A 24177-nucleotide genomic window follows, 5' to 3' on the forward strand; every position below is an offset into this window, starting at 1 on the left:
TTGTGTTATCAGCGGCTTACCAAGTGTTATCCAGTGTTATCGGGAGTGTTATTTAGTCTTATCGGATGATAGGGTTCACAATATTAATCTTACCTTTGTATGTATAAAAGTAACCGGAAACAAACATGAAACTGCCATTCAAATATATTGCCATACTTGTCATCGTCTCCCTGGCCGGCATCTTCGCCTACCAAGCCTACTGGCTGACGGGGTTCTACCATACCATGCACAGTGAAATGGAAAGGGACATCACCGAAGCCATGCGCATGAGCGACTATAACGAAATGATGATACGCGTGGATAAAATGAAGCAGGACGACATAAACCACGGTGAAGTCAGCGTATCAGCCGGATACAGCGATGACGGAAAATCATTTGTCCGTAGCAGTACCACCATCTCCCGTGAAGATTCTTTGGACAACACCACCCTGCACGAAACCTTCATGCCCAAAGGAGACAGTGTTTACGTGACCCACCCGAACGATTCAACCCGCGTGGAAGTCAGTGTCAGGGACTCGGACAGCTCTCCCCAATCCGCATTGAGTGCCAAAGGGGGACTGGATGTGATTTTGCGCGACCAAAACAGTATGCTGGAACTCGCCACCTACTTCCAGCGCGGACTGCATTCGGGACTGGACATCATTTCCGACCCCGACGTAATGCTTTATGACAGCCTGCTGACTTCATTCCTGCATGACCGTAACATCAATCTTCCCCATAGGCTGCTACATCTTCACAAAGGCAGCAAATGGGACTCTACCATTCTCTATATAGATACATTGGTAAACATCGGTACCCCCGGCTATGTGCCTACCTCAAAAGCCGTGGAATATAATTATTCTTTCGACATCAATACAAGTCAAAGCTACCGTCTCATCATGGAACCGGCCGGCACGTTGGTCTTGCGACAGATGTCGGGCATTCTCACCACATCATTCGTTATTCTGATCGTACTCGCTTTCTCCTTCTGGTTCCTGATACGCACCATCCTGAAACAGAAGACACTGGAAGAGATGAAGAGCGATTTCACCAACAACATCACCCACGAACTGAAAACCCCCATCGCCGTAGCATATGCCGCCAACGACGCTCTGCTCAACTTCAACCAAGCGGAGGAAAAGGCCCAACGCGACAAATACCTGCGTATCTGCCAGGAACAGCTTCAGCGCCTCAGTGGACTGGTTGAACAGATACTTTCCATGAGTATGGAACGCCGCAGGACTTTCCGCCTGCACCCGGAGGAATTTGCAATACGTGATATTCTGGAAACGCTCATCGAACAACACAAGCTGAAAGCGGAAAGCTCCGTCCACATATCGGTGGACATCGAACCGGAAGATTTGAGCGTACTTGCCGACCGTACGCATTTCAGCAACATCATCAGCAACCTGATAGACAACGCCATCAAATATTCGCACGGAGAAGCCGAAGTGACCATCCATTGCCGCAAGATGGCCGTCGAAGGGCAGAATGAACAGACCGAAATCTCTGTCAGCGACCACGGTATCGGTATTGCTCCCGAGAAGCAGAAGCACATCTTCGACAAATTCTACCGCGTACCCACGGGTAATCTGCACGATGTGAAAGGCTATGGGCTGGGATTGTTCTATGTGAAGACCATGATAGAGAAGCATGGTGGCAGCGTATCGGTAAAGAGTGAGTTGGGAAAAGGAAGTACCTTTACGATAAGGATATGATAACATTATTTGTTAGGGTACTTTACATTACTTGTTAAGGAGCTTTACATTACTTGTAACAAAAGCGACAATTATGGAAAAGATAACCGTACTTCTGGTTGAGGACGAACAGACCCTCGCCATGATTATCAAGGACACATTGGAAGGGCAGAACTTCATCATCCACACCGCAGCAGACGGTGAAGAGGGATTGCGCAAGTTCTTCGACCTCCGTCCCGACGTGCTGGTGGCAGACGTGATGATGCCCCGCATGGACGGCTTTGAAATGGTGCGCCGCATCCGGCAGACCGACAAACAGACCCCGGTACTGTTCCTTACCGCCCGCTCCGCCATCAACGATGTGGTGGAAGGGTTTGAGCTGGGTGCCAACGATTACCTGAAAAAGCCTTTCGGAATGCAGGAACTCATTATCCGCATAAAGGCCCTGGTAGGCAAAGCTTTCTCCTTTACAGAAGAAAAGCCCAAAGAAACTACCGTTTTTGAAATCGGTGACTACCGTTTCAATTCCGTCACTCAACGACTTGCTTTTGCAGGCAGCACCCCGACTTCACCTAACGCGGATACGGAAGTGGAACTCTCCCACCGCGAGTCCGAGATACTGAAACGCCTTTGCGAGAACCGCAACCAGGTGGTCAACACCCAGAACGTATTGCTCGACCTCTGGGGAGACGACAGCTTCTTCAACTCCCGCAGCCTGCATGTGTTCATCACCAAACTGCGGCATAAACTGGCCGGAGACGAGCGCATCCGTATCGTCAATGTGCGGGGAATAGGATATAAACTAATAGTGAACTAAACTAAAACTAAACTACTATTTATGAAAAAGTTATTATTCATTACTTTTATCTGTTCCTCACTCTGCGCCTATGCACAGAGCGAGATTCCGGAAGACACAATAAAGAACCGGCCTCCCGTAAAGAAAGAGCAGATTCCCTTTTCTCCAAAAGAGAACAAGCGTACGGGCCTTGATGAAAGCCAGCCCCAACAAAGTCTGCAAGACGAACAGCAGGAAGAGATAAATCTCCATCTCCCTCCCTCCGACTATGTGGAGCCCCTGCCCTGGACGGACATGAAGAAGATACACTTTCAGAAAAACATCTTTGAATGGGACTTCCAGCGTTTCGCCGATTTCCTGCTCTCGCCGGAAGTCGTACTGACGATGTACGGCAGCCATAACACCTATCCTGCAATGGGCTCCATCATGCAGGCTGGCGCAGGAGTCACTTATTACAGTCCCGACGGGCATTGGGAATTGAGCGGAGGGGTATATGCCGCCCACTATTCCATCTCCCAACCTTCATCCATTACCGGTGCCCAGTATGCCAAAAGGGATGCCCCCCGAGGTACTCAATGGGACATAGGCTACAATGCCTCCGTATCCTACCGCATCAATCCCTACATGCGCCTGCATGCCTTCGGCCAGTATTCGGGCTACGGGAGAAGTAACTCCTTTCATGGATATATGAACCCGATGTATCCGCAAAGCGGTTATGGCATGGTACTGGAACTGAAAGTGACGGACTGGCTCGACCTCAACGGAGGGATGGAACGAAGATACGACCCCACCAAAATGAAATGGGTAAATTCGCCCATTTTCACCCCTACCATTCGTATAAAGAAATAGAAATAATACAAAGATATTTCCGGAAATAGAGGGAAACGAGTATCTTTGTTCAGTCTGCCCCTATGCGGCAGACAGCAACTGAAATTGTGAACAAAGAACTATGAAACGAATCTTCTTCTGCATCATCATTTTACTTGCAGGCATGTCATCCGTCAGCGCACAGAGCGAGATGCCTGCCGATACGGTACGTACTGCAGTACATGGCGAAGCGTCTCCCGAAGGCATGTCTCCGTCTGAAAAGGAGCTTCTGCCGGACGTGAAGAATTACGACGGCTTCCTGCTGGATATGGGGCTGATGAATCTGTCTGCCCCCACTCTTCCCAAATTCACCTTGGAGATACCAGATGCCAGCAAAGACTACAGCCGCATCTTCCGGTTGAACCCGAACGTGACTTATTCACAAGGCCTTTCGAACATATTCTCACTCAGCAACTCCCGGTATTTCAGTTCGAATCCCTTCGGACTGACGGGCTTCTGGGGCTCTACCGACAACCTGCAAATGGGAAGTTTCACTTTGAAGAACGGCATGCGCATCCATACGTACGGCGAATATGACAAGGACGGCTGGAAAGTGCCCAACCCTTCCGCACTGCCTTGGGAAAAGAACAATTTCAAAGGGGCGTTCGAGCTGAAATCAGCCAACGGAGCCTTTGGCATACGCATCGAGGTACAGCAGGGCAGACACGTGCCCTATTGATGCCCATCACTTAACAACAGAATCAATGACAAGAAAGAAAATACTGGTGATAGGCGCCAACGGTTTTACCGGCAGACGCATCCTGGATGATTTGTCCCACAACGTGTCTTATCAGACAACGGGCTGTTCCCTGCACGACGACATCTGTCCCCATTCAGGCGACTATCGCTTTATCCGTACGGATATATGCAACCGCCAGGCGGTGAAAAAGCTTTTCCAGGAAGTACAGCCGGATGTTGTAATCAATACCTCCGCCCTCTCCGTCCCCGATTACTGCGAAACGCACCATGCAGAAGCGGATGCCGTCAACATTACTGCCGTGAAGCATCTGGCAGAATGCTGTGAGGCGGGAGGCAGCCGTTTTATCCATCTTTCCACCGACTTCGTTTTCGGTGGTGATACGGACCGACCCTATACGGAGGAGGATATTCCCGCTCCCGTTAATTATTACGGCTACACCAAACTGGAAGGTGAGAAACGTATCGCTGCCGTTTGCGGGGATTATGCCATCGTGCGCGTAGTGGTGGTGTATGGTGCCGCCCTGCCCGGACAGCATGGCAATGTGCTCCAACTGGTGGCAAACAGATTAAGGAACAATGAGGAAGTGTTCGTCGTATCCGACCAATGGCGTACGCCCACCTTCGTGGGAGACGTGTCGCAAGGAGTGGAGAAGCTGATAAGTCATCCGCAAAACGGTATCTATCATCTCTGTGGCAGCGAGTGCCTGACCATTGCAGACATCGCTTATCGGGTAGCGGACGTATTGGGGCTGAATCGCTCGCTCATCCGTCCCGTCACCACGAAGGAGATGAACGAAAAGACACCACGTCCCCGTTTCAGCGGGCTGAGTATAGAAAAGGCACACCGGGAACTGGGGTATCGACCGTATACGCTGGAGGAAGGAATAAAGCTGATGTTCGGATGGTAAATAATGCAGGTGCGGATGGCAGCAGATTCGACTACAGCAACTCCGGCTCTGCCAGTCCTTTCTCTTTGCGATACACACGTACCATCTCCAGAATCACATCTCCATATTTCTCCACCCCTTTTTTTCCGAAATACGGAATGCGTACAAGCATGGCCTTATCCGAAGGAAGCAGATTGCTGATGCCTAGAATTGCCTTCTGCTGAATGACGGTGTATACGGGCAGCCCTAATGCGGAAGCTTCTGCATTGCGCCATGCTACCAAGCGGTTGTAAAGTTCCGGATGCAGCACATCCGTGGGTACTTCAACAGCCGCAGCATCGCGTTTCCGCTCACGCGGACGTTTCTCTTTATCAGCCTGCTTACTGCTTCCCTGCCCTTCTTTGGCAGAAGCACTTCTCCCTTTGCCTTTACCCTTCTGCGAAGCCGAATCATCAATGGAAAGCAGTGCTTTCTGCTTCAAGTATCCTGCCATATGGAAACCATTCTCCAGCACATAATCCAGCAAATCAGTCTTCAAGTCAAACACTTCCTCCAGCTCCTCCATGGCATCCCGGAGCTTCTTCTTCAACTCTTTATTATCAGAAGTTACCGTACTCGCCATCACCGCATCCAGCGGTTGCAACTGCTCTTGAAAATAAGTGGCGGCAGAGTGTATGCGCCCCTGCAAAGTCGGGTCGGCTGCATAGTCCTGCGCAGTATCAATCAGGCGGGTATACTGGATACTGAACTTCTGGGCTACTTTCGTCACTTTGTCGTGAAAACGTTCCATTTCCTCCTTACAGGCTGCGAGTTGCCTGGGAAAGAGCTTGTACAAGTGTTCGTCTATCAGCCGCACATACCGCCGCAAAGCCTGCTCCATGGGCTGGAAATCGAACAAGCCCGACAGCAGTTCCAGGAAATAGGTCTGCTGCAAGGAACGGAAGCGTTTCTCGTCCGGCTCGTTTCTCCGTGCCTCCATCGTGAAGGTATCTACTGCATGGTCACTGATAACGGCCTTTGCAGAAAGCGGGGCACTGAGCACCACTCCCTCCAATGTCTTGCAGCGGCTCAGAGCCACATAGGTCTGCCCATGCGCAAAGGAGGCACTGGCATCAATCACGGCACGTTCAAACGTCAGTCCCTGGCTTTTGTGAATGGTAATCGCCCACGCCAGCTTCAGCGGATATTGCCGGAATGTTCCTTCAATATCTTCTGTAATCTCCTTGGTTTCCTCATCAAGCACGTATTTGGCATTCGTCCACTCTTCCTCCTGAAGTAAGAAGGTAGCGTCGCTTCCCTTACTGCGCACTTCAATTCCATCTGCCGACACGGCTGTCACCTCTCCAATCATGCCATTGTAGTAACGGTGCTCACCGGAGGTGTCGTTCTTCACAAACATTACCTGGGCGCCGCGTTTCAGTTCCAGTACTTCATCCGTGGGATAGGAATATTCGGGAAACTTTCCGTCAATCTTGGCACGAAAGACATACGAGCGTCCCGGAAGTTGTTCCAGCTCATGGTCATTAATCCGTTGGGCCTGATAATTGTGGGTCACCAGGCGGATGTATCCTTCTTCTTTATCTGGTACGAAATTGGGAATATACCGGCGGTTCAAGGCTTCCAGCACTTGCCCGTCACAACGGTTTTCGCGAATGCGGTTCAGTAATTCAAGAAAAGTCCCATCGTTCTGCCGATAGACTTTCTTTAGTTCTATGGTGCAATATTCCGTCTGCTTCAAGGCCTGGCTGGAGAAGAAATAAGGCGTGTCATAGTATTTGCGCAGCATCTGCCACTCATCGTCTTTCACAACGGGAGACAGCTGCTGTAAGTCGCCAATCATCAGCAGTTGCACGCCGCCAAAGGGTTTGTTCCGGTCGCGGAACCGCCTCAAGACGGCATCCACCGAATCGAGCAAGTCGGCACGGACCATACTGATTTCATCGATGACCAATAAATCTATGCTGCGTATAATGTTGATTTTCTCTTTCCCGTAACGAAAACGGTAGGTTGCCTTGCCATCTGCGCTGAATGAGCTTTCGGGCACATAAGGAGCAAAAGGTACTTGGAAAAAGGAGTGGATGGTGACACCGCCTGCATTGATAGCGGCAATTCCCGTCGGTGCAAGTACAATCATCCGTTTCGGACTCTCCGCCCTCAGTTTTCGCAGGAAAGTTGTCTTACCGGTACCTGCCTTGCCGGTCAAAAAAAGATGAGTGCCTGTGTTTTCAATGAATTGCCATGCAAGCGCTATTTCGGGATTATTCTCCATTGATATGTTTATTATTCAACCAATCCGCTCTCTCTCAGAATGATACGGATTTCATCAGTAGCCATATATGATAATAGGACAAAGATAACGCTTATTTCGTTATCCTTGTCCTATTATTCCATTTATTTGTACCCAGCCTGAACAAGCCCTTTACGGGGCAATCCGGACTATTTCAAGCTACCGCCGATAATATCGAGCAGCTCATTCGTAATGGCCTGCTGACGGCTCTTGTTATACTGTTTCGTCAAATCTTGAATCAACTCGTTGGCATTATCTGTCGCCGTCTGCATGGCAAGCATACGGGCAGCATGTTCCGAAGTATTGGAATCGAGAAGCACGGTAAATATCTTCTGACTCAACACTTTTGGCAGAAGTTCCGCTATCAGTTCGCCGACGGAAGGTTCCACAATGTAATCATTATTAAAACTGCGGGCATCCTCCGGTACATCTTCTGCCGCCTCCTGCGCTACTTGCGTCAGGTCAATGGGCAGATAATTCTCGCGGAGCAGCACCTGCGAACCCATCGATTTGAAGTGATGGTAAATCAGCTCCACATGGTCAATCTGCTTTTCCACAAACTCATGCATCAACTTCTCTGCCAGCTCATACGCTTCAACGTACGAAGGCTTGTCTGCCATCACCTGGTAGCTGCCTTGCGGCACATATCCCATTTTCTTGACGGCTTCCTCCACCTTTCTCCCAACGGGATATATCAGAATATTCTCCTTGCCCAGCGACTGGTAATCTTCCAAAGCCCGTTCCAGCATCTTCGCCACATTCGAGTTGAATGCACCGCACAAGGAACTATTGGACGAAAACGCCACAACCGCTACTCTCGTCACGGGTCTTTTCTCGGTATAGGGCGACTCGAAGGAAGCATCCGTACGCAGAAAGTTCGTCAGAATCTCATTCAGCTTCCGTTGATAAGGCAGCATATTCTCAATCCGCCCCTGCGCCTTATGCAGTTTGGCAGATGCCACCATCTTCATAGCCGATGTTATCTGGCGTGTACTCTTGACGGAGCTTATTCTATTTTTTACCTCTTTCAGTGAAGACATATATCTATTTACGATTTAATTATTTACGATTTACGATTGAGGTAACTTCTGCCTGCGTCCGATTTACAACTTACCATATAGAGTAACTCCAATCGTAAATCGTAAATCGTCCAATCGTAAATCACATGAATTGCCTTGCAACCGCCTCTGCCGTCTCCTCAATCTTCTTGCAGACATCGTCATTGATGGCACCCGTCTTTAAAACGTCGAGTACCTCCATGCGATAGTTCATCTCAAGAGACTCAAGGAAGTTGCGTTCAAACTCGCTGACCTTGTCCAAAGGAACATTCCTCAACAAGCCGTGCGTGCCGCAATAAAGAATGGCAATCTGCTTTTCTACCGGCATCGGGCTGTATTGGGGCTGTACCAGCAGGCGTGTATTCTTCTGTCCCTTGTCGATGGTCAATGCCGTCACGGGGTCCATATCGCCACTGAACTTGGTAAACGCTTCCAGCTCCCGGTACTGTGCCTGGTCAATCTTTAATGTACCTGCCACCTTCTTCATAGCCTTGACTTGGGCATTACCACCCACACGGCTCACAGAGATACCCACGTCAATGGCCGGACGGTTACCCTGGTTGAAGAGGTTCGTATCAAGGAATATCTGCCCGTCAGTGATTGAAATCACATTCGTTGGGATATAGGCGGACACGTCTCCTGCCTGAGTTTCGATAATGGGCAATGCAGTCAGCGAACCGCCACCTTTCACCTTGCCTTTCAGACTGTCCGGCAGGTCGTTCATCTCGCGTGCCACTTCCTCCTGGCTGATAATCTTCGCCGCACGTTCCAACAAACGGGAGTGCAGATAGAAGATATCACCCGGATAGGCCTCACGTCCTGACGGACGGCGCAGAATCAGAGACACTTCACGATAGGCCACCGCCTGCTTGGACAAGTCGTCATAGACCACCAGCGCATGACGGCCGGTATCACGGAAATACTCTCCGATGGCAGCCCCTGCAAAGGGAGCGTAATACTGCAATGCAGCCGGGTCTCCCGCCGTAGCAGCCACCACAATGGTATAGTCCATCGCACCGTACTGGTGCAGGGTATTCACAATAGAAGCTACGGTAGAACCTTTCTGGCCAATGGCTACATAAATGCAATATACCGGATCGCCAGCATCAAAATTGGCACGCTGGTTGATGATGGTATCGATGGCAATGGCCGTCTTACCGGTCTGTCGGTCACCGATAATCAGCTCACGCTGTCCACGGCCGATAGGTATCATGGCATCCACAGCCTTCAGACCGGTCTGTAGCGGCTGATTCACCGGCTGACGGAAGATAACTCCCGGCGCCTTGCGTTCCAGCGGCATTTCATAAAGTTCTCCGCCTATCAGTCCTTTGCCATCGAGCGGCGCACCCAGAGGGTCTATTACACGGCCCAGCATACCCTCTCCCACCATGATGGAAGCAATACGCTTGGTACGCTTTACAATGAAGCCTTCCTTGATTTTATCCGTAGGGCCAAGCAACACAGCACCCACATTATCCTCTTCGAGGTTCATCACAATGGCCTTGATGCCGTTGTCGAACTCCAACAACTCGTTGGCTTCGGCATTGCGCAACCCATAGATACGGGCTACACCGTCACTGACTTGCAGTACCGTGCCAATCTCGTCCAACTGTACGCGGGTGTCAATCCCTTCCAGTTGCTTGCGGAGAATATCGGAGACTTCGCTTACTTTTATATTTTCAGACAACATCTTAGTATTTACTATTTTACAATTTACTATTTACTATTTGAAAGAACCCGAATCATATACTGTTTGACCTCTACAACTTACGCATCACAAGACTATTAAATAAGTAAATTGTAAATTGTCAAATCGTAAATCACACGATTCTTCTATTCTTATCAATGAACTGCTGTTTCACTTTCTTAAGCTGCGTAGCAATACTGGCATCCAGACGGAAGTCGTTGATGTCGAAGATAAAACCACCTTCAATGGAGGGATCCACTTCAGTCTGCAGCTCCATGCTGGCATGCAGCAGGGAGGAAGCACTGTCATGGATGCGCTCCCGCACTTCCTGGCTGACGGGAACGGCTGTTATCAGCTTTCCTACACCGATATGCTTGTCTTTCCGGTACAAATCCAGAAAACTCAGGCAGATGTACTGGAGAAAGTTTTCCCGCCGGTTCTTCAACACCAGGGTCATGAAACGCGCAAACTCACGGCCCGCAGGAGCATCCCCCACAGCAGCGGTACAGATAAGTGTTAACTTCTCACGTATCGTCAGGATGGGGTTTTCCAATGCCATGCGCAAATCGGGATGTTTCCTGAAGCTACGGTCGAGCATACAAAACTCCTTGTACAGAGTATCTTCTGCCCCCATGCTCTTGGCATATTCCATCAATGCTTTCGCATAACGCATCGAAACGATTCCTATATCCATTTCTTTGAGAATTAATTGTTTTTACTTGCGGCCAGCACTTCATCCAGCATCCGGTCTATCATCTCCATCTGCTCATGTTTCTCGTCCAGATTCTTGCGGATAATTTTCTCGGCTATATCTACGGACAAGACTGCCACCTGGCGGCGAATATCGCGGATGGCCTCTTCCTTCTCTTGCTGTATCTGCTTTTTAACTTCGTCCAGCTCCTTCTGCGCGGCGGCTTCCGCCTGCTTGCGTGCTTCGACGATAATCTTGTCACGCTCATGCATCGCCTCCCGCAGAATACGTCCTTGTTCTTTGTTGGCAGCAGCAATCAACGCTTCACTCTCCTCTTTCAGTTTGGAGAGCTGGGCATTTGCTTCGCGTGCCACTTCCAAAGACTGGTCGATGTAGGTCTTGCGACCTTCCACCATCTTGGTGATAACGGGAAAACCGTACTTGGCAAGCACCACAAACACCACACCGAATGAAAGGAGCATCCAGAACAGCAGACCACTATCGGGTAATAACAATGACATAATTTTATTTGCTATTTGACAATTTACGATTTACAATTTGGCTGCGCGGTGATGCTGCACGGACAAATTGTAAATGGTAAATGGTAGATTGTACATTATAAAAAGAATACCAATAAACACACAACTACTGCCAACAAAGCAACACCTTCAATCAAGGCAGCGGCAATAATCATGTTCATACGGATATCTCCGGATGCTTCCGGTTGACGGGCAATGGCTTCCATGGCAGAACTACCGATTTTACCGATACCTGCACCAGCACCAATAACAGCCAGACCAGCACCAATGGCTGCACCCAGTTTACTAACTCCCACACCTGCCGCAGCAGCTTGCAATAATACAGATAGTAACATAACTTTCAGTTTTTAAATGGTTATTTTTATTAATATTTATATTCCCAATAATCGTATCACTTCACCGCCTTCTCCTTATGCTCTTCCTGCGCCAGACCGATGAACACGGCTGACAGCATGGTGAACACATATGCCTGGATAAAGGCAACCAACAACTCAAGTGCATTCATAAAGATATTGAACAACACCGATGCCACGGTCAGCGTTCCGTTCAAAGCAGGTCCCATACTGGCCGAGATGAATATCAGGCAGGTAAGCACCAGCATTGCCATGTGCCCTGCCAGCATATTGGCAAAAAGACGTATCATCAAAGCAAACGGTTTGGTGAAAATACCGAAGAACTCGATAAACGGCATCATGGGGACCGGTACCTTCAGCCACCAGGGCACATCCGGCCAAAAGATATCTTTCCAATAAGTCTTGGTTCCAAAGATATTCACGGCCAAGAAAGTACAGATGGCCAATACCATCGTAATGGCTATATTTCCCGTCACGTTGGCCCCTCCGGGAAAGAAAGGAATCAGCCCCATAATGTTGTTGATGAAAATAAAGAAGAAGGCCGTCAGCAAGTAAGGTGCGAATTTACGGTACTTCGGACCGACACAGCTCTTTATAATATCATCGTTCACCATCATGATAAACATCTCCATAAACCCGATGAAACCACCGGGAGCGGCACTTCCCTGCGGGTGCTTGCGATACCAGTGCGCCACACTCAAAATGATAAGAAGCAGCAATGCGCTGTTGATGAGCAAAGCCAGTGTCACCTTCGTGATGGAGATGTCCAACGGGCGTATTTCGTTTCCGGTGGCATCATACTCCACCAGCTTGCCTTCGTACTTGCTTCCTGCGGGAGCGATGGAAAAGCCTTCATAACTTCCACCGTTCTCCTCCAGACGTGAGGATAGAAAGGCATGCCATCCGGTGGTAGAGCTATGCACTATTACCGGCAAAGGAATCGTAACGTGAGTTTCGCCCCACGTCGTGATGTGCCATTCGTAAGAATCGCCGATATGCCCGAAGACAATCTCCTTCACGTCCACCGTATTCTCGGCCCGCACCGTGGCGGGTAGCAACATGCCCAGTGCCAGCAGAATTACAGTCAGTATGTTACGCAATCTTTTCATTGTTACTTTTCTTTTTCAGTTTCCGATTCGCCTCAAAAGTGAAGAAGAACCAGGAATCATAAATCAAATATATCAGATAGTTGGCTATAAACGTCAACAAAAACGCCCTGGCTTCCTCACGTACTGCAACGCAATAAACCAGCATCACAATCATGGAGACCAGCATTCTCATCACACGCATCAGCAGATAAATCTGCAACATTCGTCCTGGCATCCGGTGACGGCAGCTTTCGGTCATATTAATCATGAATACTCCGAAAACAAAGAAGAAAAGCGGAATCAGCGGATAACCGCCGAAATAGTGATGCGGATTTATCGAAAAATACGCCCAACCGCCTACAATTCCTATCAATACCGTCAAGAGCGCTGTATGCAATAAGTAGTTTCTCTTAGTAATAGTCACGCCAACAACCTCTATTTTTTAATTTTTAATTTTTTAATAGCCTATTGCTGTTCTATACAGACGGCAACCCTTCCGTTACTCATCTCCACGAATCCGCTTTGAATATCCAACTCATGTTCCTCACCGTCCGTTGCGTAAATCAATTTCCCCGTTCCCAACGATGATACAATCGGTGCATGCTGCGGCAGGATAGAAAAAGAGCCCATAGTGCCCGGCAATGTAACACTTTCCACTTCCCCGTTGAAGAGTTCCTTCTCCGGTGAAACAATATTCAAATGCAACTTTTTCATCATCAAAGCTCCCAGACTTTTAATTTTTAATCGTTTTTCCCCCTGCCTGCTCCAGTAGTTTCTTACCCTTCTCAATGGCTTCTTCAATGGTTCCCACATTCAAGAAAGCAGGTTCGGGCAGGTAGTCCACCTCCCCGTCAAGAATCATCTTGAAGCCTTTGATAGTGTCCTCAATGGAAACCATTGTACCTGGGACACCCGTAAACTGCTCGGCAACGGCAAACGGCTGTGAAAGGAAACGCTGCACACGACGTGCACGGTTCACCAACGTACGGTCGGCATCAGAGAGTTCCTCCATACCAAGGATGGAGATAATGTCTTGCAATTCCTTGTTGCGCTGCAATATTTGTTTTACACGTTGTGCCACTTCGTAGTGTTCTACCCCCACAATGTGTGGGTCGAGAATGCGTGAAGTAGATTCCAACGGGTCCACAGCAGGATAAATACCAAGTTCAGTAATCTTACGACTCAACACCGTGGTGGCATCGAGGTGGGTAAACGTTGTGGCAGGTGCCGGGTCCGTCAAGTCATCGGCAGGCACATATACAGCCTGCACGGAAGTGATGGAGCCGTTTCTTGTAGAGGTAATACGCTCCTGCATGGCACCCATTTCCGTTGCCAGTGTCGGCTGATAGCCTACGGCAGAAGGCATACGGCCCAGCAAGGCCGAAACCTCGGAACCGGCTTGGGTGAAACGGAAGATATTATCAATGAAGAACAGAATGTCACGCGGACCGTCCGTCTCCGCTCCCATGTCACGGAAGGACTCGGCCACCGTCAACCCAGACAATGCCACGGACTGACGCGCACCGGGAGGTTCGTTCATCTGACCGAATATCAAAGACACTTGTGATTTGGCCACTTCGTCATAATCTACTTTGGACAAATCCCAATGGCCTTCCTCCATACCTTTCTTGAATTCTTCTCCGTAACGGATAACGCCGGATTCAATCATTTCTCTCAGCAGGTCGTTGCCTTCACGTGTACGTTCTCCTACACCGGCAAACACAGAGAAGCCGTGCTGCTTCTTCGCAATATTATTAATGAGCTCTTGGATAAGCACCGTCTTGCCTACACCGGCGCCACCAAACAGACCGATTTTACCGCCCTTGCTATATGGTTCCAGCAAGTCGATAACCTTGATGCCTGTATAAAGCACCTCTTGTACGGTAGTCAAATCTTCAAACTTAGGGGGGTCGCGATGGATGGGATAAGCACCGGTACGGTCCAACTCCTTCATGCCGTCGATAGAGTCGCCCACTACGTTCATCAGGCGGCCTTTGATTTGTGTACCTATCGGCATGGTGATGGGGCCTCCCAGCGGATGCACTGTCATTCCTCTCTGCAGGCCGTCCGTACTGTCCATAGCAACAGTACGCACCGTGTTTTCACCAATGTGCTGCTGTACCTCTACAATCAGTCTTTTGCCGTTCGACCTTTTTATTTCCAGTGCGTCGTGAATACTCGGCAACATCATTTCTGCCTCCGTTCCTTCGAAATAGACGTCTACTACAGGCCCGATTACCTGTGAGATATGTCCGACAATCTGTGACATAAGCAATCTTTTTATTCTATATTTCCTTAATTATTTTTCCCAATACTAAGTTGTAAGTCGCGTGTATCCTCATTAACAAGTCAGCCAAGTCGCATCTTTCATCAGCTATGTACTCGTACCTATTAACGTTTGTCAGCTATGGTTTGTTCATCCCAATAGTTACATAAACAACAACGCAAATGTATAAACAATTTGCATGTAGTTGTTACCGTGTATAGCATTTTTTGAACAAAAAAGACTATTTTGAACGATTAATACTACAATTGGAACAAATTGTTACAGACATGATAACGTCAGTTAACAATTAGTAAGAAAAAGGAATTGCCTACCCATCTTATGAAAAAACACTGAATTGACAACAGAGATTCTGTATATAATATACAAAAAATAAGCCTTGTCTCTCGACAAGGCTTATTCACAACACAAACACAAAATAAAACACGACAAAACTACTATGCAATCTTACCTGTCTATGCCGGGGAGGCATACGTACTAGTTACGGATATTCACATATACATAAACAGCTTCAGGCTGATTTGCACATTATAAACAAATGCGGGGAGGCATTTGTTTATTGCCTATTTGTTAAAAAACACAAATTCAAAGTTTGTCATTGAATACCTCTTTCACGAAGCTTCAACTGCCATTTCCATGCAGAAAGTAAAGTATCTTCAATACTTGTTTCTGCCTTCCAACCCAGTTCATTGTTTGCCAATTCCGGGTTTGCCCATACCTTCTCAATATCACCGGCACGCCGCCCTACTATCTGATAGTTCAGTTTTACACCGGTAGCCTTTTCGAAAGCATTAATCAGTTCCAATACGGAAAGTCCACGACCTGTACCGATATTGAATACTTCCACTTTTTCCTTCTGCTTGTTCTCCAAGATACGGCGGATAGCCACTACGTGTGCTTTGGCCAAATCGACTACATTGATGAAGTCGCGGATACAAGAACCGTCGGGAGTATCATAATCGTCACCAAACACGCTCAGTTTCTCACGGATGCCGATAGCGGTCTGGGTAAGATAAGGAATCAAGTTCTGCGGTACACCGTTAGGCAACTCTCCCAGCAATGCTGTGGGGTGTGCACCTATCGGGTTGAAGTAACGCAACAAGATGGCGTTTATCGGAGCACCGGAAGCAACCGTATCACGTACAATCTCTTCATTGATTTGCTTCGTGTTTCCATACGGAGACTCAGCTTTCTTAATAGGTGCCTTTTCCGTTACCGGAAGTTCGTCCGGCTGGCCGTAAACTGTGCAGGAAGAAGAGAATACGATACCTTCCACTCCATGCTTCGGCATCAATTCCAGCAGGTTTATCAGTGAAACCAGGTTATTACGATAGTAAAGCAATGGTTTCTGGACAGATTCACCCACAGCCTTGCTGGCCGCAAAGTGAATGATGGCTTTAATGCCTTTATATTTGGTAAACACAGCGTCAAGACCGGCATAATCCAAGCAATCCAATTCCTCGAATGCAGGGCGGATGCCCGATACCTTCTCTATGTTATCTACAACATCTGCGCTGGAGTTTGACAAATTATCAATAATAACAACTTCATAACCTGCGTTTTGAAGTTCCACCACCGTGTGAGAACCAATATAACCGGTTCCACCCGTAACTAAGATTTTCCCTTTCATATTAAATATAGATAATTTAGCTTTTAGGTTATCAATACGCCACAAATGTAAGGAAATAAATTAATAAAAACAGAAAAAGGGGGATAAATTTTAGTTTATCCCCCTTCCACTTTATTTCCGTTTTTTCTTCTTTAAATCTTCACAACCCCCGAAAAGCCCATGAATGCCATTGCCAGCAGTCCGGCAGTAATCAAAGCTATCGGAGTACCCTGCATACCTTTCGGTACACTAACCAGGCTCATTTGCTCGCGCAGGCCTGCAAACAGTGTCAGTGCCAAGCCGAAACCAAGTGCCGTAGAGAATGCATAAACCACTCCCGTCAGCAAATCATAATCTTTTTGGATAACAAGGATAGCCACACCGAGAATACAGCAGTTGGTAGTAATCAACGGCAGGAACACGCCCAAGGCCTGATACAGAGAAGGAGAAACTTTCTTCAGGATAATCTCTACCATCTGCACCAATGCGGCAATCACCAGAATAAAGGTAATAGTCTGCAAATAGCCCAAATCAAAAGCGTCGAGCACATACTTCTGAATAAGGAATGTCACGATAGTGGCGATGGTGAGCACGAATGCCACCGCTGCCGACATGCCCAATGCAGTCTCCACTTTCTTGGAAACTCCCAAGAACGGGCAAATTCCCAAGAATTGCGACAATACGATGTTGTTTACAAAGATTGCCGAGATAAATATCAATATATATTCCATAATCATTAAATTAAGAATTAAAAACTAAAAATTAAAAGCCCGGCAGCCTACCGCCGATACGTTCTCAATTTTTTCATTTTTAATTTTTCATTATTAATTCTTCTTCATACTGTTGATTAAAGCAATGAGATAGCCCAATGCGATGAATGCACCCGGAGCAAGGACAAATACCAACATGCCGTATTCTTCAGGAAGGATACTCAAGTTGAATATCTTGCCGGTTCCCAGGAACTCACGCACGGCACCCAGTAATGTCAGTGCAATGGTAAAGCCCAAGCCCATGCCCAGACCGTCGAACAAGGAAGCCACCGGATTGTTTTTGGCAGCAAATGCCTCGGCACGTCCCAATACGATACAGTTTACAACAATCAGTGGAATGAACAGGCCCAGTGTGGCGTACAATGCAGGAACGTAAGCTTGCATTATCATCTGCAACAGTGTCACAAATGATGCTATGACTACAATGAATGAAGGGATACGCACCATATCGGGAATCAGATTCTTGATGGCAGAAATCACCACATTGGAACATATCAGCACGAACATTGTAGCCAGTCCCATACCCATACCGTTAATGGCAGAGGAAGTGGTACCCAGTGTAGGACACATACCCAGCAGGAGTACAAACGTAGGATTCTCTTTGATAATCCCGTTCATCATAACTTTAAAATTATTCATATCTTCTACTCCTTTCTCATTTAGCGCTGAGTGTATCCACAGCTTCGGGAGCTGCGGAATCAGCAGGTTGTTCAACATTCTTTTGAGTAGCGCCGGTAGTGCCGTCGGCAGTTTCCTGACCGGCATAGGCAGCATAAGCCGCATTCACTGCATTCAAAAAAGCACGTGAGGTGATGGTAGACGCTGTAATGGCATCTACTTTACCACCATCCTTGCTCACTGTCAATGCAGCTTCACCCGGATTCATGCCGGTGATGTCACCTTTATTGCCTTTCTTGAACCAGTCGGCAGCCTTGGAACCCAACCCCGGAGTTTCCACATGCGACAACAAGGAGTAGTCGATGATTTTGCCTTCAGCATCGAAACCGACCAACACTTTCAGCTCACCGCCAAAACCCATGGCAACAGCTTCCACAGCAGCTCCGATATATTCTCCGCCTTTGGTGGCAGGATATACAGAATACTGTACTCCGTTTACTTCCTGCATCTTCTTCTCGGCGATGGGGTCATTGTCGAAGCCCGGAACCACCGCACTTACGGCATCGCTCAAGGTCTTTGCATTGGCCTGCGCAATGGGCTCCTTCGTCAATTCGTTTACATAAGCCAGCAACGCTACGGAGATTGCGGTAACGCCCGTAAGTACCAGCAACATATTCTTCAAGGATGATTCTAACTTTTTCATTTCTTCTTCGCTACCTCCCCAAAGCGTTTAGGTTTAACATAGGTGTTGATGAGCGGAGTGAACGCATTCATAATCAGAATGGCAAACGACATACCCTCCGGATATGCACCGAACAGACGGATGATGACAGTCAGCAGGCCGATGCAAACACCATAAATCAGCATACCTTTGTGGCTCATCGGAGAAGTCACGTAGTCCGTAGCCATAAAGACAGCACCCAGCATCAGACCACCGGACAACAACTGTACGACCGGGGATACATAAAGTTCCGGATTGACCAGATACATGATACCGGAGAACACGAATACCGTCACCAGAATAGATATCGGAATGTGCCAGGTGATGATTTTCTTCCACAACATGTAGAACAAACCAAGCAGCAGCGCCAAGGCACTCACCTCACCGAGACATCCTCCATTATTACCTATCAGCAGGTCGAAAGCTCCCGGAAGGTCGCTCAGGGACATGCCCGGAGCACCATTGATGACACCTTTCATAATAGCCAGCGGCGTAGCAGCCGTCGTGGCATCCGTATAGGCTGTCAACTGGCCTACAGCCGGCCATGTCGTCATCTGCACGGGGAATGAAAGCAGCAGGAACACACGTCCTGCCAGTGCAGGGTTAAAGGGATTGCAACCCAAACCTCCGAAGGACATCTTGCCTACCCCGATGGCAAACAAGGCACCAAGGATGATAATCCAGATGGGCAGGTTGGAAGGCAGGTTAAAGGCCAGCAACACACCGGTAATGATGGCAGAGCCGTCGGTGATGGTTGTGGTCTCTTTTTTCATGAGGAATTTGCCGATGGCCCATTCAAAGAACAAGCAGGCTGCTACGGAAGTGGCCGTAACAATCAGCGCACCCAGTCCGAAAAAGTAAAGCGAAACGAGGAATGCCGGAATCAATGCGATAAGCACACCGTACATATTCTTCTTCACGCTGTCACCGCCGTGAACGTGGGGCGAAAGGGATACGATTAATTTATTCATACTTCGTTATTTTTTAGCTTGACGTGCACGGATCATCGCTCCTACCTTACCCTTACCCAAGCGGATATAATCCAGCATCGGACGGTTGGAAGGACAAGTGAACTGGCATGAACCGCATTCTATACACGACATAATGTCTTCTTTCTCTACTCTTTCAAAATCTCCGTGGGCCGAAACGGTAGCCAGCAGATACGGCTCCAACCCCATCGGGCAGGCTCCCACGCACTTGGCACAACGGATACAAGGCTGTACCTCGCCGCGCTTGGCTTCCTTCTCGTTCATAATCAGAATACCGGAGCTGCCTTTGGCAGTCGGTACATCCGTATTCACCAGAGCTTTACCCATCATCGGGCCACCGCCGATAATCTTGCCCGTATCTTCGGGCAGGCCGCCGCAAGCTTCAATCAGCTGCTTCATCGGCGTACCGATACGTGCCAGGAAATTGGACGGCTTTGCCAGCGACTTGCCTGTCACGGTAATGACACGCTCAAACAGAGGTTTGTTCTTCTGTACGGCCTGGTAAACGGCAAATGCGGTACCCACATTCTGCACCACAGCTCCCGTGGAGATAGGCAGCGCACCGGCTGCAACCTGGCGACTGATGACAGCATCAATCAACTGCTTTTCACCACCCTGCGGATATTGTACCTTCAAGGGTACCACCTCGATACCTGCATAGCTGGAAGCAACCTTCGTCATCAGCTGGATGGCATCGGGCTTGTTGTTCTCAATGCCAATGAATGCCTTGTTCACCTTTACCGCTTTCATCAGAATGGATACACCTACCATAATTTCTTCCGCATGTTCCAGCATCAGCTGATGGTCGGCAGTCAGATACGGTTCGCACTCTACGGCGTTGATGATGACACACTCTGCCTTGAATGCAGGAGGAGGACATAACTTGACCTGCGTAGGGAAGCATGCACCGCCCAGACCTACGATACCGGCATCAGCGATTTTCTTCACGATTTCCTCGGAGGTCAGACTGCATTCCTTCACCAACGTTTCGGAACGGTCAATGGATTCTTCCCATTCATCCCCTTCTACGTCAATGAATATAGCAGGCTTGGCGTAACCGCTGGCATCGACAATCGTGTCAATCTTAGCGACTTTCCCGCTGACAGACGAATGGATGGCTGCTGATACAAAACCGCCGGGCTCGGCAATCTTTGTACCCACTTTCACAACATCACCTTTGGCAACGATAGGCTTGGCAGGAGCACCGATGTGCTGTCCCAGCAAGATAGCGGCCTTGGCCGGAATCTCTGCCTTGATGATAGGCTGATGTGCTGAAAGTTTATTTTCGTGTGGATGGACTCCACCAATTGAAAATGTCTTCAACATACAATTCTGTATTTTTAGTCGTTTATTTACTTTATTAATTCATACCTCAACTTGGGAAGTCTAAACCTCTGCTTTGGGAGTCTCAACCTCAGCTTTAGGAGCTGCAACCTTTACTTGGGGAGCTGCATCGTCAGCCTTCGGTTTGCGCGGCGGGAAGTTGAGGGCAATGATTGTGTTTTGCGGACAAGCTTCCTCGCACTTGCGACAGGATTTACACTTATTGGGGTCAATGTAAGCCAGATTGTTTTCCAGCGTGATAGCCTCGAACGGACAAACCTTCACACACTTGCCGCAACCGATACATGCCACGGTACAAGCCTTGCGTGCTACGGCCCCCTTGTCCTTGTTTACACACTGTACGTAAATACGACGTGATTTCTTGCCTTGAGGACGGATTTCAATAATAGATTTCGGACAAGCCTTGGCACAAGCTCCACAAGCCGTACACTTTTCCTCATCCACTTCGGGAAGTCCGGTCTCCGGATTCATGTGGATAGCATCGAACTGGCAGGCAGCCACACAGTCGCCGCATCCCAGACAGCCATAACTACAACCCGTTTCACCACCATAGAGAGAAGCCGCAATGGCACAACTCTTAGCGCCATCGTATTGGTTCACACGAGGACGGTTGGCACAAGTTCCATTACATCTCACCACCGCAACCATAGGTTCGGCAGCAGCGGCATCCAAGCCCAGAATCTCGGCAATCTTTGTCATGACGGGCTGTCCACCCACCGGACAAAGTTTACCATCCAGCGAACCTGCCTTTACGCAAGCATCTGCAAATCCGCTACAACCGGGGTAACCACATCCACCGCAATTTGCCTGGGGAAGCACCTCTGCTACCTGGGCAATCCGCGGATCTTCATACACGGCGAATTTCTTGGAAGCCACGTAAAGAATAGCGGCCGATACCAGCGCTATAACTCCCAATGAAATCACTGCAATCAGAATTACATTCATAAATTAGTTGTTTATTAATTATTTGTTTTATTATTAGTTAGTTCATCGGTCGTACGGAGAATGAGAACTTCTTACCCATCCGCGACTTGTTCAGCCACAATATATAATAATAAGGTATAAGGAGTGCCAGCGAGCAAAGCGCGGAACGCAGCTCGTCATTCCAGATGGACATAAAGACAAATAGTGAGATTATCAGAATAAGGAAAGGAAATATAAAGGCAAACAGAACTGCCATCACTCCCATTGAAAGTTCGCCCGTCACCCATACACGGTCGCCGGGCTGGTAGGATGCGGCATCGGCATCGGCCACATCGACAAGTTTCTCTTTCGTATCCGCAGAGGTACAATGTCCCTTGACACTACACGAAGCGCATGCTGAAGTCTGGATGATTCTCACTTGGAGATGAGAACCGTTTATGTTTTCCACAATACCTTGATGTTTTATAGTATTCGCCATTTTGCAAAGTGTGCATTACAAATCGTGGCAAATTTACGCATTATTTGTGAACTGCAAACCTTTCCTATGTATTTTCTGTGTTCGTAAACATGCTTTTTCTATGTTTTTATGTTTTTTCACCTGCCACAGACTACAAAAAGACAAAAAACAGACGGTCTGTCAAGGGAAAACAGACCGTCTGACTAACTAAAACAGATAATCTGTTCACTCCGAACAGACCATTTGTTTATTTACCATTTATAATTGATACCGAAACTGAGCAATTCTTTTACCTGAAAATAGCTGTCCCCTTCCGTCGGCTTGGCACTGTCGTCATAGCGGGCGTGCACATAGAGCTTGGTGGAAAGATAGCGGTTCAGCACAAAGTTCACCGTGTTTTCCCATTCAATACGTGTCCACTCATAACTGGTCTGGAAGTCCAAGCGGGAATCCAGCGTAATGGAAGGAATGATGGTCCATGAAAGTGTAGGCTGTATCTGCGAACCGAAGTTATGCTTCACGCATTTGCCCTCATCAAGACCGAAACTCACTTCATTCACCCCCTTATTTCCTACATAGCGCAGCATGTACGTCAGCGGAGCCATGAAAACGGACAAGCTGAATTTCTGCTTCTTCAACTTGTAGTCCATACCGATACTGCTCGACCAGTCCGCCGGAGCAAAGAAAGCCGAAACCAGCTCTTCACTGTTGGCCTTGTAGCCATTGCAGAACTGGGTCTTAAACTCAGTCGTGATGGTATAATACCACTTGGACGCAGCCTGAATACCCAGTTTACTGTACAGCCGGAGTTGGTCGGTACTTACCAGATAGTTATGAAACTCGTCGGAAGGTGCGGAGCTGAAGCCCAGCTTGGCATCGAGCAGATTTTCCCACTGCACCTTTTCACGGTCATTATAGTTGGCAAACAATTGCAGGTTGGCAAGCACGGCGTTAGTGCTCTCACCTCCCTTGTACCAGTTGTCGGAGATATAGTTCTGGGTAATCTGCAATGAACCGTTTCCACCCGTCACCCACCAGTTGGGCTTGTGGATAATCACGTCGGCTTCCTCCTTCACTCCCACCATATTCTCTTGTGCAAACAGTTTCACGACGGACGGCTTGGAAGAAACCTCCTTCTCTATATTATCCTTGAATATCTTCCCTTTCATCACCTCCTTCTCGGTCATTACAACCAGATTGGGACAATTCACATACGTGTTCAGCAGCGTACGGTCCACCAGTTTGTTGGCTCGGTCCTTTGAGGTGAAACTCAGTGTGTCGAACGGCAACATCTCGCGCGTCAGGGCAGGCACCGTATCAGGCACCTGGAAATGCCAGTCCACCTTGGAAAGGCGTCTCATGGGGGCATAATAATAGGTAAGGGGAAGGAACAACCTATAGTAGTTCGGATTGGAAGGTATATAACGCTCCGGAGTCGTGGGGTCATTCAAATAATCCAGCACTCCGATATACCTTTCATATAATATGGAAACAGTATCCAGCCTGTACCCCATACCTTCCGGTTTCAATTTCAGAATCATGTATTCTTTCATTATATCCGGCAAGGTGTCGGCTTTGGCAGTTGTTTCCTGTCCACTGTTCTTCGAGGCGGTATCCAGCGTATTCTGTGCCATCACCGACGAAGAAATCATCGTAGCAATTAACCAAAATGCAATGTGTCTATTCTTCATAATGCCCTAAAGTCTATGTTTCGAGCGCAAATTTAGCTTAAAATGTTTAGAAAACATAGAAAAGCCATAAGAAAAAGGCAAGAAGGACTTTCTTCGATGAAATCGTATTTTTTAATAATTGTTTCATCGAAACTTTCTCTAC

Annotated in this window: 24 protein-coding genes; 5 read left to right on the forward strand and 19 right to left on the reverse strand. The window is 48.1% G+C overall.

All coding sequences use genetic code 11. The features are described from left to right. Window positions 1-125: 125 nt before the first annotated feature. The 5 genes from DW800_RS12290 to DW800_RS12310 all read left to right on the forward strand — a co-directional run bounded on the left by DW800_RS12290 (window position 126) and on the right by DW800_RS12310 (window position 4946). A complete protein-coding gene (locus DW800_RS12290; RefSeq protein ID WP_119958110.1) occupies window positions 126-1697 on the forward strand; it encodes a sensor histidine kinase in 1572 nt (523 codons plus the stop codon). Window positions 1698-1770: 73 nt separating this feature from the next. Next, window positions 1771-2493 (forward strand): response regulator transcription factor, encoded by a 723-nt coding sequence (locus tag DW800_RS12295; protein WP_005829101.1) that lies wholly within the window; start codon window positions 1771-1773, stop codon window positions 2491-2493. A gap of 21 nt (window positions 2494-2514) precedes the next feature. Continuing rightward, a complete protein-coding gene (locus DW800_RS12300) occupies window positions 2515-3321 on the forward strand; it encodes a hypothetical protein (protein ID WP_119958111.1) in 807 nt (268 codons plus the stop codon). A gap of 100 nt (window positions 3322-3421) precedes the next feature. Beyond that, window positions 3422-4018, forward strand: coding sequence for an occludin (locus DW800_RS12305; RefSeq protein WP_119958112.1), 597 nt, complete (start codon window positions 3422-3424; stop codon window positions 4016-4018). A 25-nt stretch (window positions 4019-4043) separates the two neighbouring features. Next, window positions 4044-4946, forward strand: coding sequence for an SDR family oxidoreductase (locus DW800_RS12310; protein ID WP_119958113.1), 903 nt, complete (start codon window positions 4044-4046; stop codon window positions 4944-4946). A gap of 31 nt (window positions 4947-4977) precedes the next feature. Here DW800_RS12310 and DW800_RS12315 read toward each other — a convergent pair whose 3' ends face one another. From DW800_RS12315 to DW800_RS12405, 19 genes are all read right to left on the reverse strand, one after another. Continuing rightward, window positions 4978-7194, reverse strand: coding sequence for an AAA family ATPase (locus tag DW800_RS12315; RefSeq protein ID WP_119958114.1), 2217 nt, complete (start codon window positions 7192-7194; stop codon window positions 4978-4980). 167 nt (window positions 7195-7361) lie between these two features. Further along, a complete protein-coding gene (locus DW800_RS12320; RefSeq protein WP_005836996.1) occupies window positions 7362-8252 on the reverse strand; it encodes a F0F1 ATP synthase subunit gamma in 891 nt (296 codons plus the stop codon). 121 nt (window positions 8253-8373) lie between these two features. Beyond that, a complete protein-coding gene (gene atpA, locus DW800_RS12325; RefSeq protein WP_085929908.1) occupies window positions 8374-9957 on the reverse strand; it encodes a F0F1 ATP synthase subunit alpha in 1584 nt (527 codons plus the stop codon). 133 nt (window positions 9958-10090) lie between these two features. Continuing rightward, entirely contained in the window at window positions 10091-10651 is a 561-nt protein-coding gene (locus DW800_RS12330; protein WP_005829118.1) for a F0F1 ATP synthase subunit delta, read from the reverse strand. An 11-nt stretch (window positions 10652-10662) separates the two neighbouring features. Then, entirely contained in the window at window positions 10663-11169 is a 507-nt protein-coding gene (gene atpF, locus DW800_RS12335) for a F0F1 ATP synthase subunit B (RefSeq protein ID WP_005836994.1), read from the reverse strand. A gap of 95 nt (window positions 11170-11264) precedes the next feature. Beyond that, window positions 11265-11522, reverse strand: coding sequence for an ATP synthase F0 subunit C (gene atpE, locus DW800_RS12340; RefSeq protein ID WP_005836993.1), 258 nt, complete (start codon window positions 11520-11522; stop codon window positions 11265-11267). 56 nt (window positions 11523-11578) lie between these two features. Further along, window positions 11579-12649, reverse strand: coding sequence for a F0F1 ATP synthase subunit A (gene atpB, locus DW800_RS12345; RefSeq protein ID WP_009038492.1), 1071 nt, complete (start codon window positions 12647-12649; stop codon window positions 11579-11581). Next, window positions 12633-13052 (reverse strand): hypothetical protein, encoded by a 420-nt coding sequence (locus tag DW800_RS12350; RefSeq protein WP_005829126.1) that lies wholly within the window; start codon window positions 13050-13052, stop codon window positions 12633-12635. The genes atpB and DW800_RS12350 overlap by 17 nt, the downstream gene beginning before the upstream one ends. Before the next feature lie 41 nt (window positions 13053-13093). Next, the gene (gene atpC / locus DW800_RS12355) at window positions 13094-13342 is read right to left on the reverse strand and encodes an ATP synthase F1 subunit epsilon (RefSeq protein WP_034523421.1); all 249 of its coding nucleotides are present in this window, start codon (window positions 13340-13342) and stop codon (window positions 13094-13096) included. Between the two features lie 19 nt (window positions 13343-13361). Next, window positions 13362-14897 carry a F0F1 ATP synthase subunit beta gene (gene atpD, locus DW800_RS12360; protein ID WP_005829130.1) on the reverse strand — a complete coding sequence of 512 codons (1536 nt, stop codon included), beginning with the start codon at window positions 14895-14897 and terminating at the stop codon, window positions 13362-13364. A gap of 610 nt (window positions 14898-15507) precedes the next feature. After that, window positions 15508-16542 carry a UDP-glucose 4-epimerase GalE gene (gene galE / locus DW800_RS12365; RefSeq protein ID WP_005836990.1) on the reverse strand — a complete coding sequence of 345 codons (1035 nt, stop codon included), beginning with the start codon at window positions 16540-16542 and terminating at the stop codon, window positions 15508-15510. Window positions 16543-16673: 131 nt separating this feature from the next. Further along, complete coding sequence (rsxA, locus tag DW800_RS12370) at window positions 16674-17252, reverse strand: electron transport complex subunit RsxA (RefSeq protein WP_008663551.1); 579 nt, start codon at window positions 17250-17252, stop codon at window positions 16674-16676. 93 nt (window positions 17253-17345) lie between these two features. After that, the gene (gene rsxE, locus DW800_RS12375; RefSeq protein WP_005829138.1) at window positions 17346-17930 is read right to left on the reverse strand and encodes an electron transport complex subunit RsxE; all 585 of its coding nucleotides are present in this window, start codon (window positions 17928-17930) and stop codon (window positions 17346-17348) included. A gap of 16 nt (window positions 17931-17946) precedes the next feature. Then, on the reverse strand, window positions 17947-18612 hold the full coding sequence (locus tag DW800_RS12380; RefSeq protein ID WP_005829140.1) for an RnfABCDGE type electron transport complex subunit G: 666 nt from the start codon (window positions 18610-18612) through the stop codon (window positions 17947-17949). After that, window positions 18609-19601 carry an RnfABCDGE type electron transport complex subunit D gene (locus tag DW800_RS12385; RefSeq protein ID WP_117703318.1) on the reverse strand — a complete coding sequence of 331 codons (993 nt, stop codon included), beginning with the start codon at window positions 19599-19601 and terminating at the stop codon, window positions 18609-18611. The genes DW800_RS12380 and DW800_RS12385 overlap by 4 nt, the downstream gene beginning before the upstream one ends. A gap of 6 nt (window positions 19602-19607) precedes the next feature. Next, entirely contained in the window at window positions 19608-20945 is a 1338-nt protein-coding gene (rsxC, locus tag DW800_RS12390) for an electron transport complex subunit RsxC (RefSeq protein WP_005829145.1), read from the reverse strand. A gap of 60 nt (window positions 20946-21005) precedes the next feature. Further along, complete coding sequence (locus DW800_RS12395) at window positions 21006-21908, reverse strand: Fe-S cluster domain-containing protein (protein ID WP_005829147.1); 903 nt, start codon at window positions 21906-21908, stop codon at window positions 21006-21008. Window positions 21909-21945: 37 nt separating this feature from the next. Next, window positions 21946-22365, reverse strand: a complete 420-nt coding sequence (locus tag DW800_RS12400; RefSeq protein ID WP_119958115.1) for a SoxR reducing system RseC family protein — start codon at window positions 22363-22365, stop codon at window positions 21946-21948. Between the two features lie 230 nt (window positions 22366-22595). Further along, window positions 22596-24035, reverse strand: coding sequence for a DUF3078 domain-containing protein (locus tag DW800_RS12405; protein ID WP_035457995.1), 1440 nt, complete (start codon window positions 24033-24035; stop codon window positions 22596-22598). Between the last annotated feature and the right edge of the window lie 142 nt (window positions 24036-24177).

The sequence above is a fragment of the Bacteroides sp. AM32-11AC genome (assembly GCF_003603515.1).
Lineage (GTDB): Bacteria > Bacteroidota > Bacteroidia > Bacteroidales > Bacteroidaceae > Bacteroides > Bacteroides uniformis.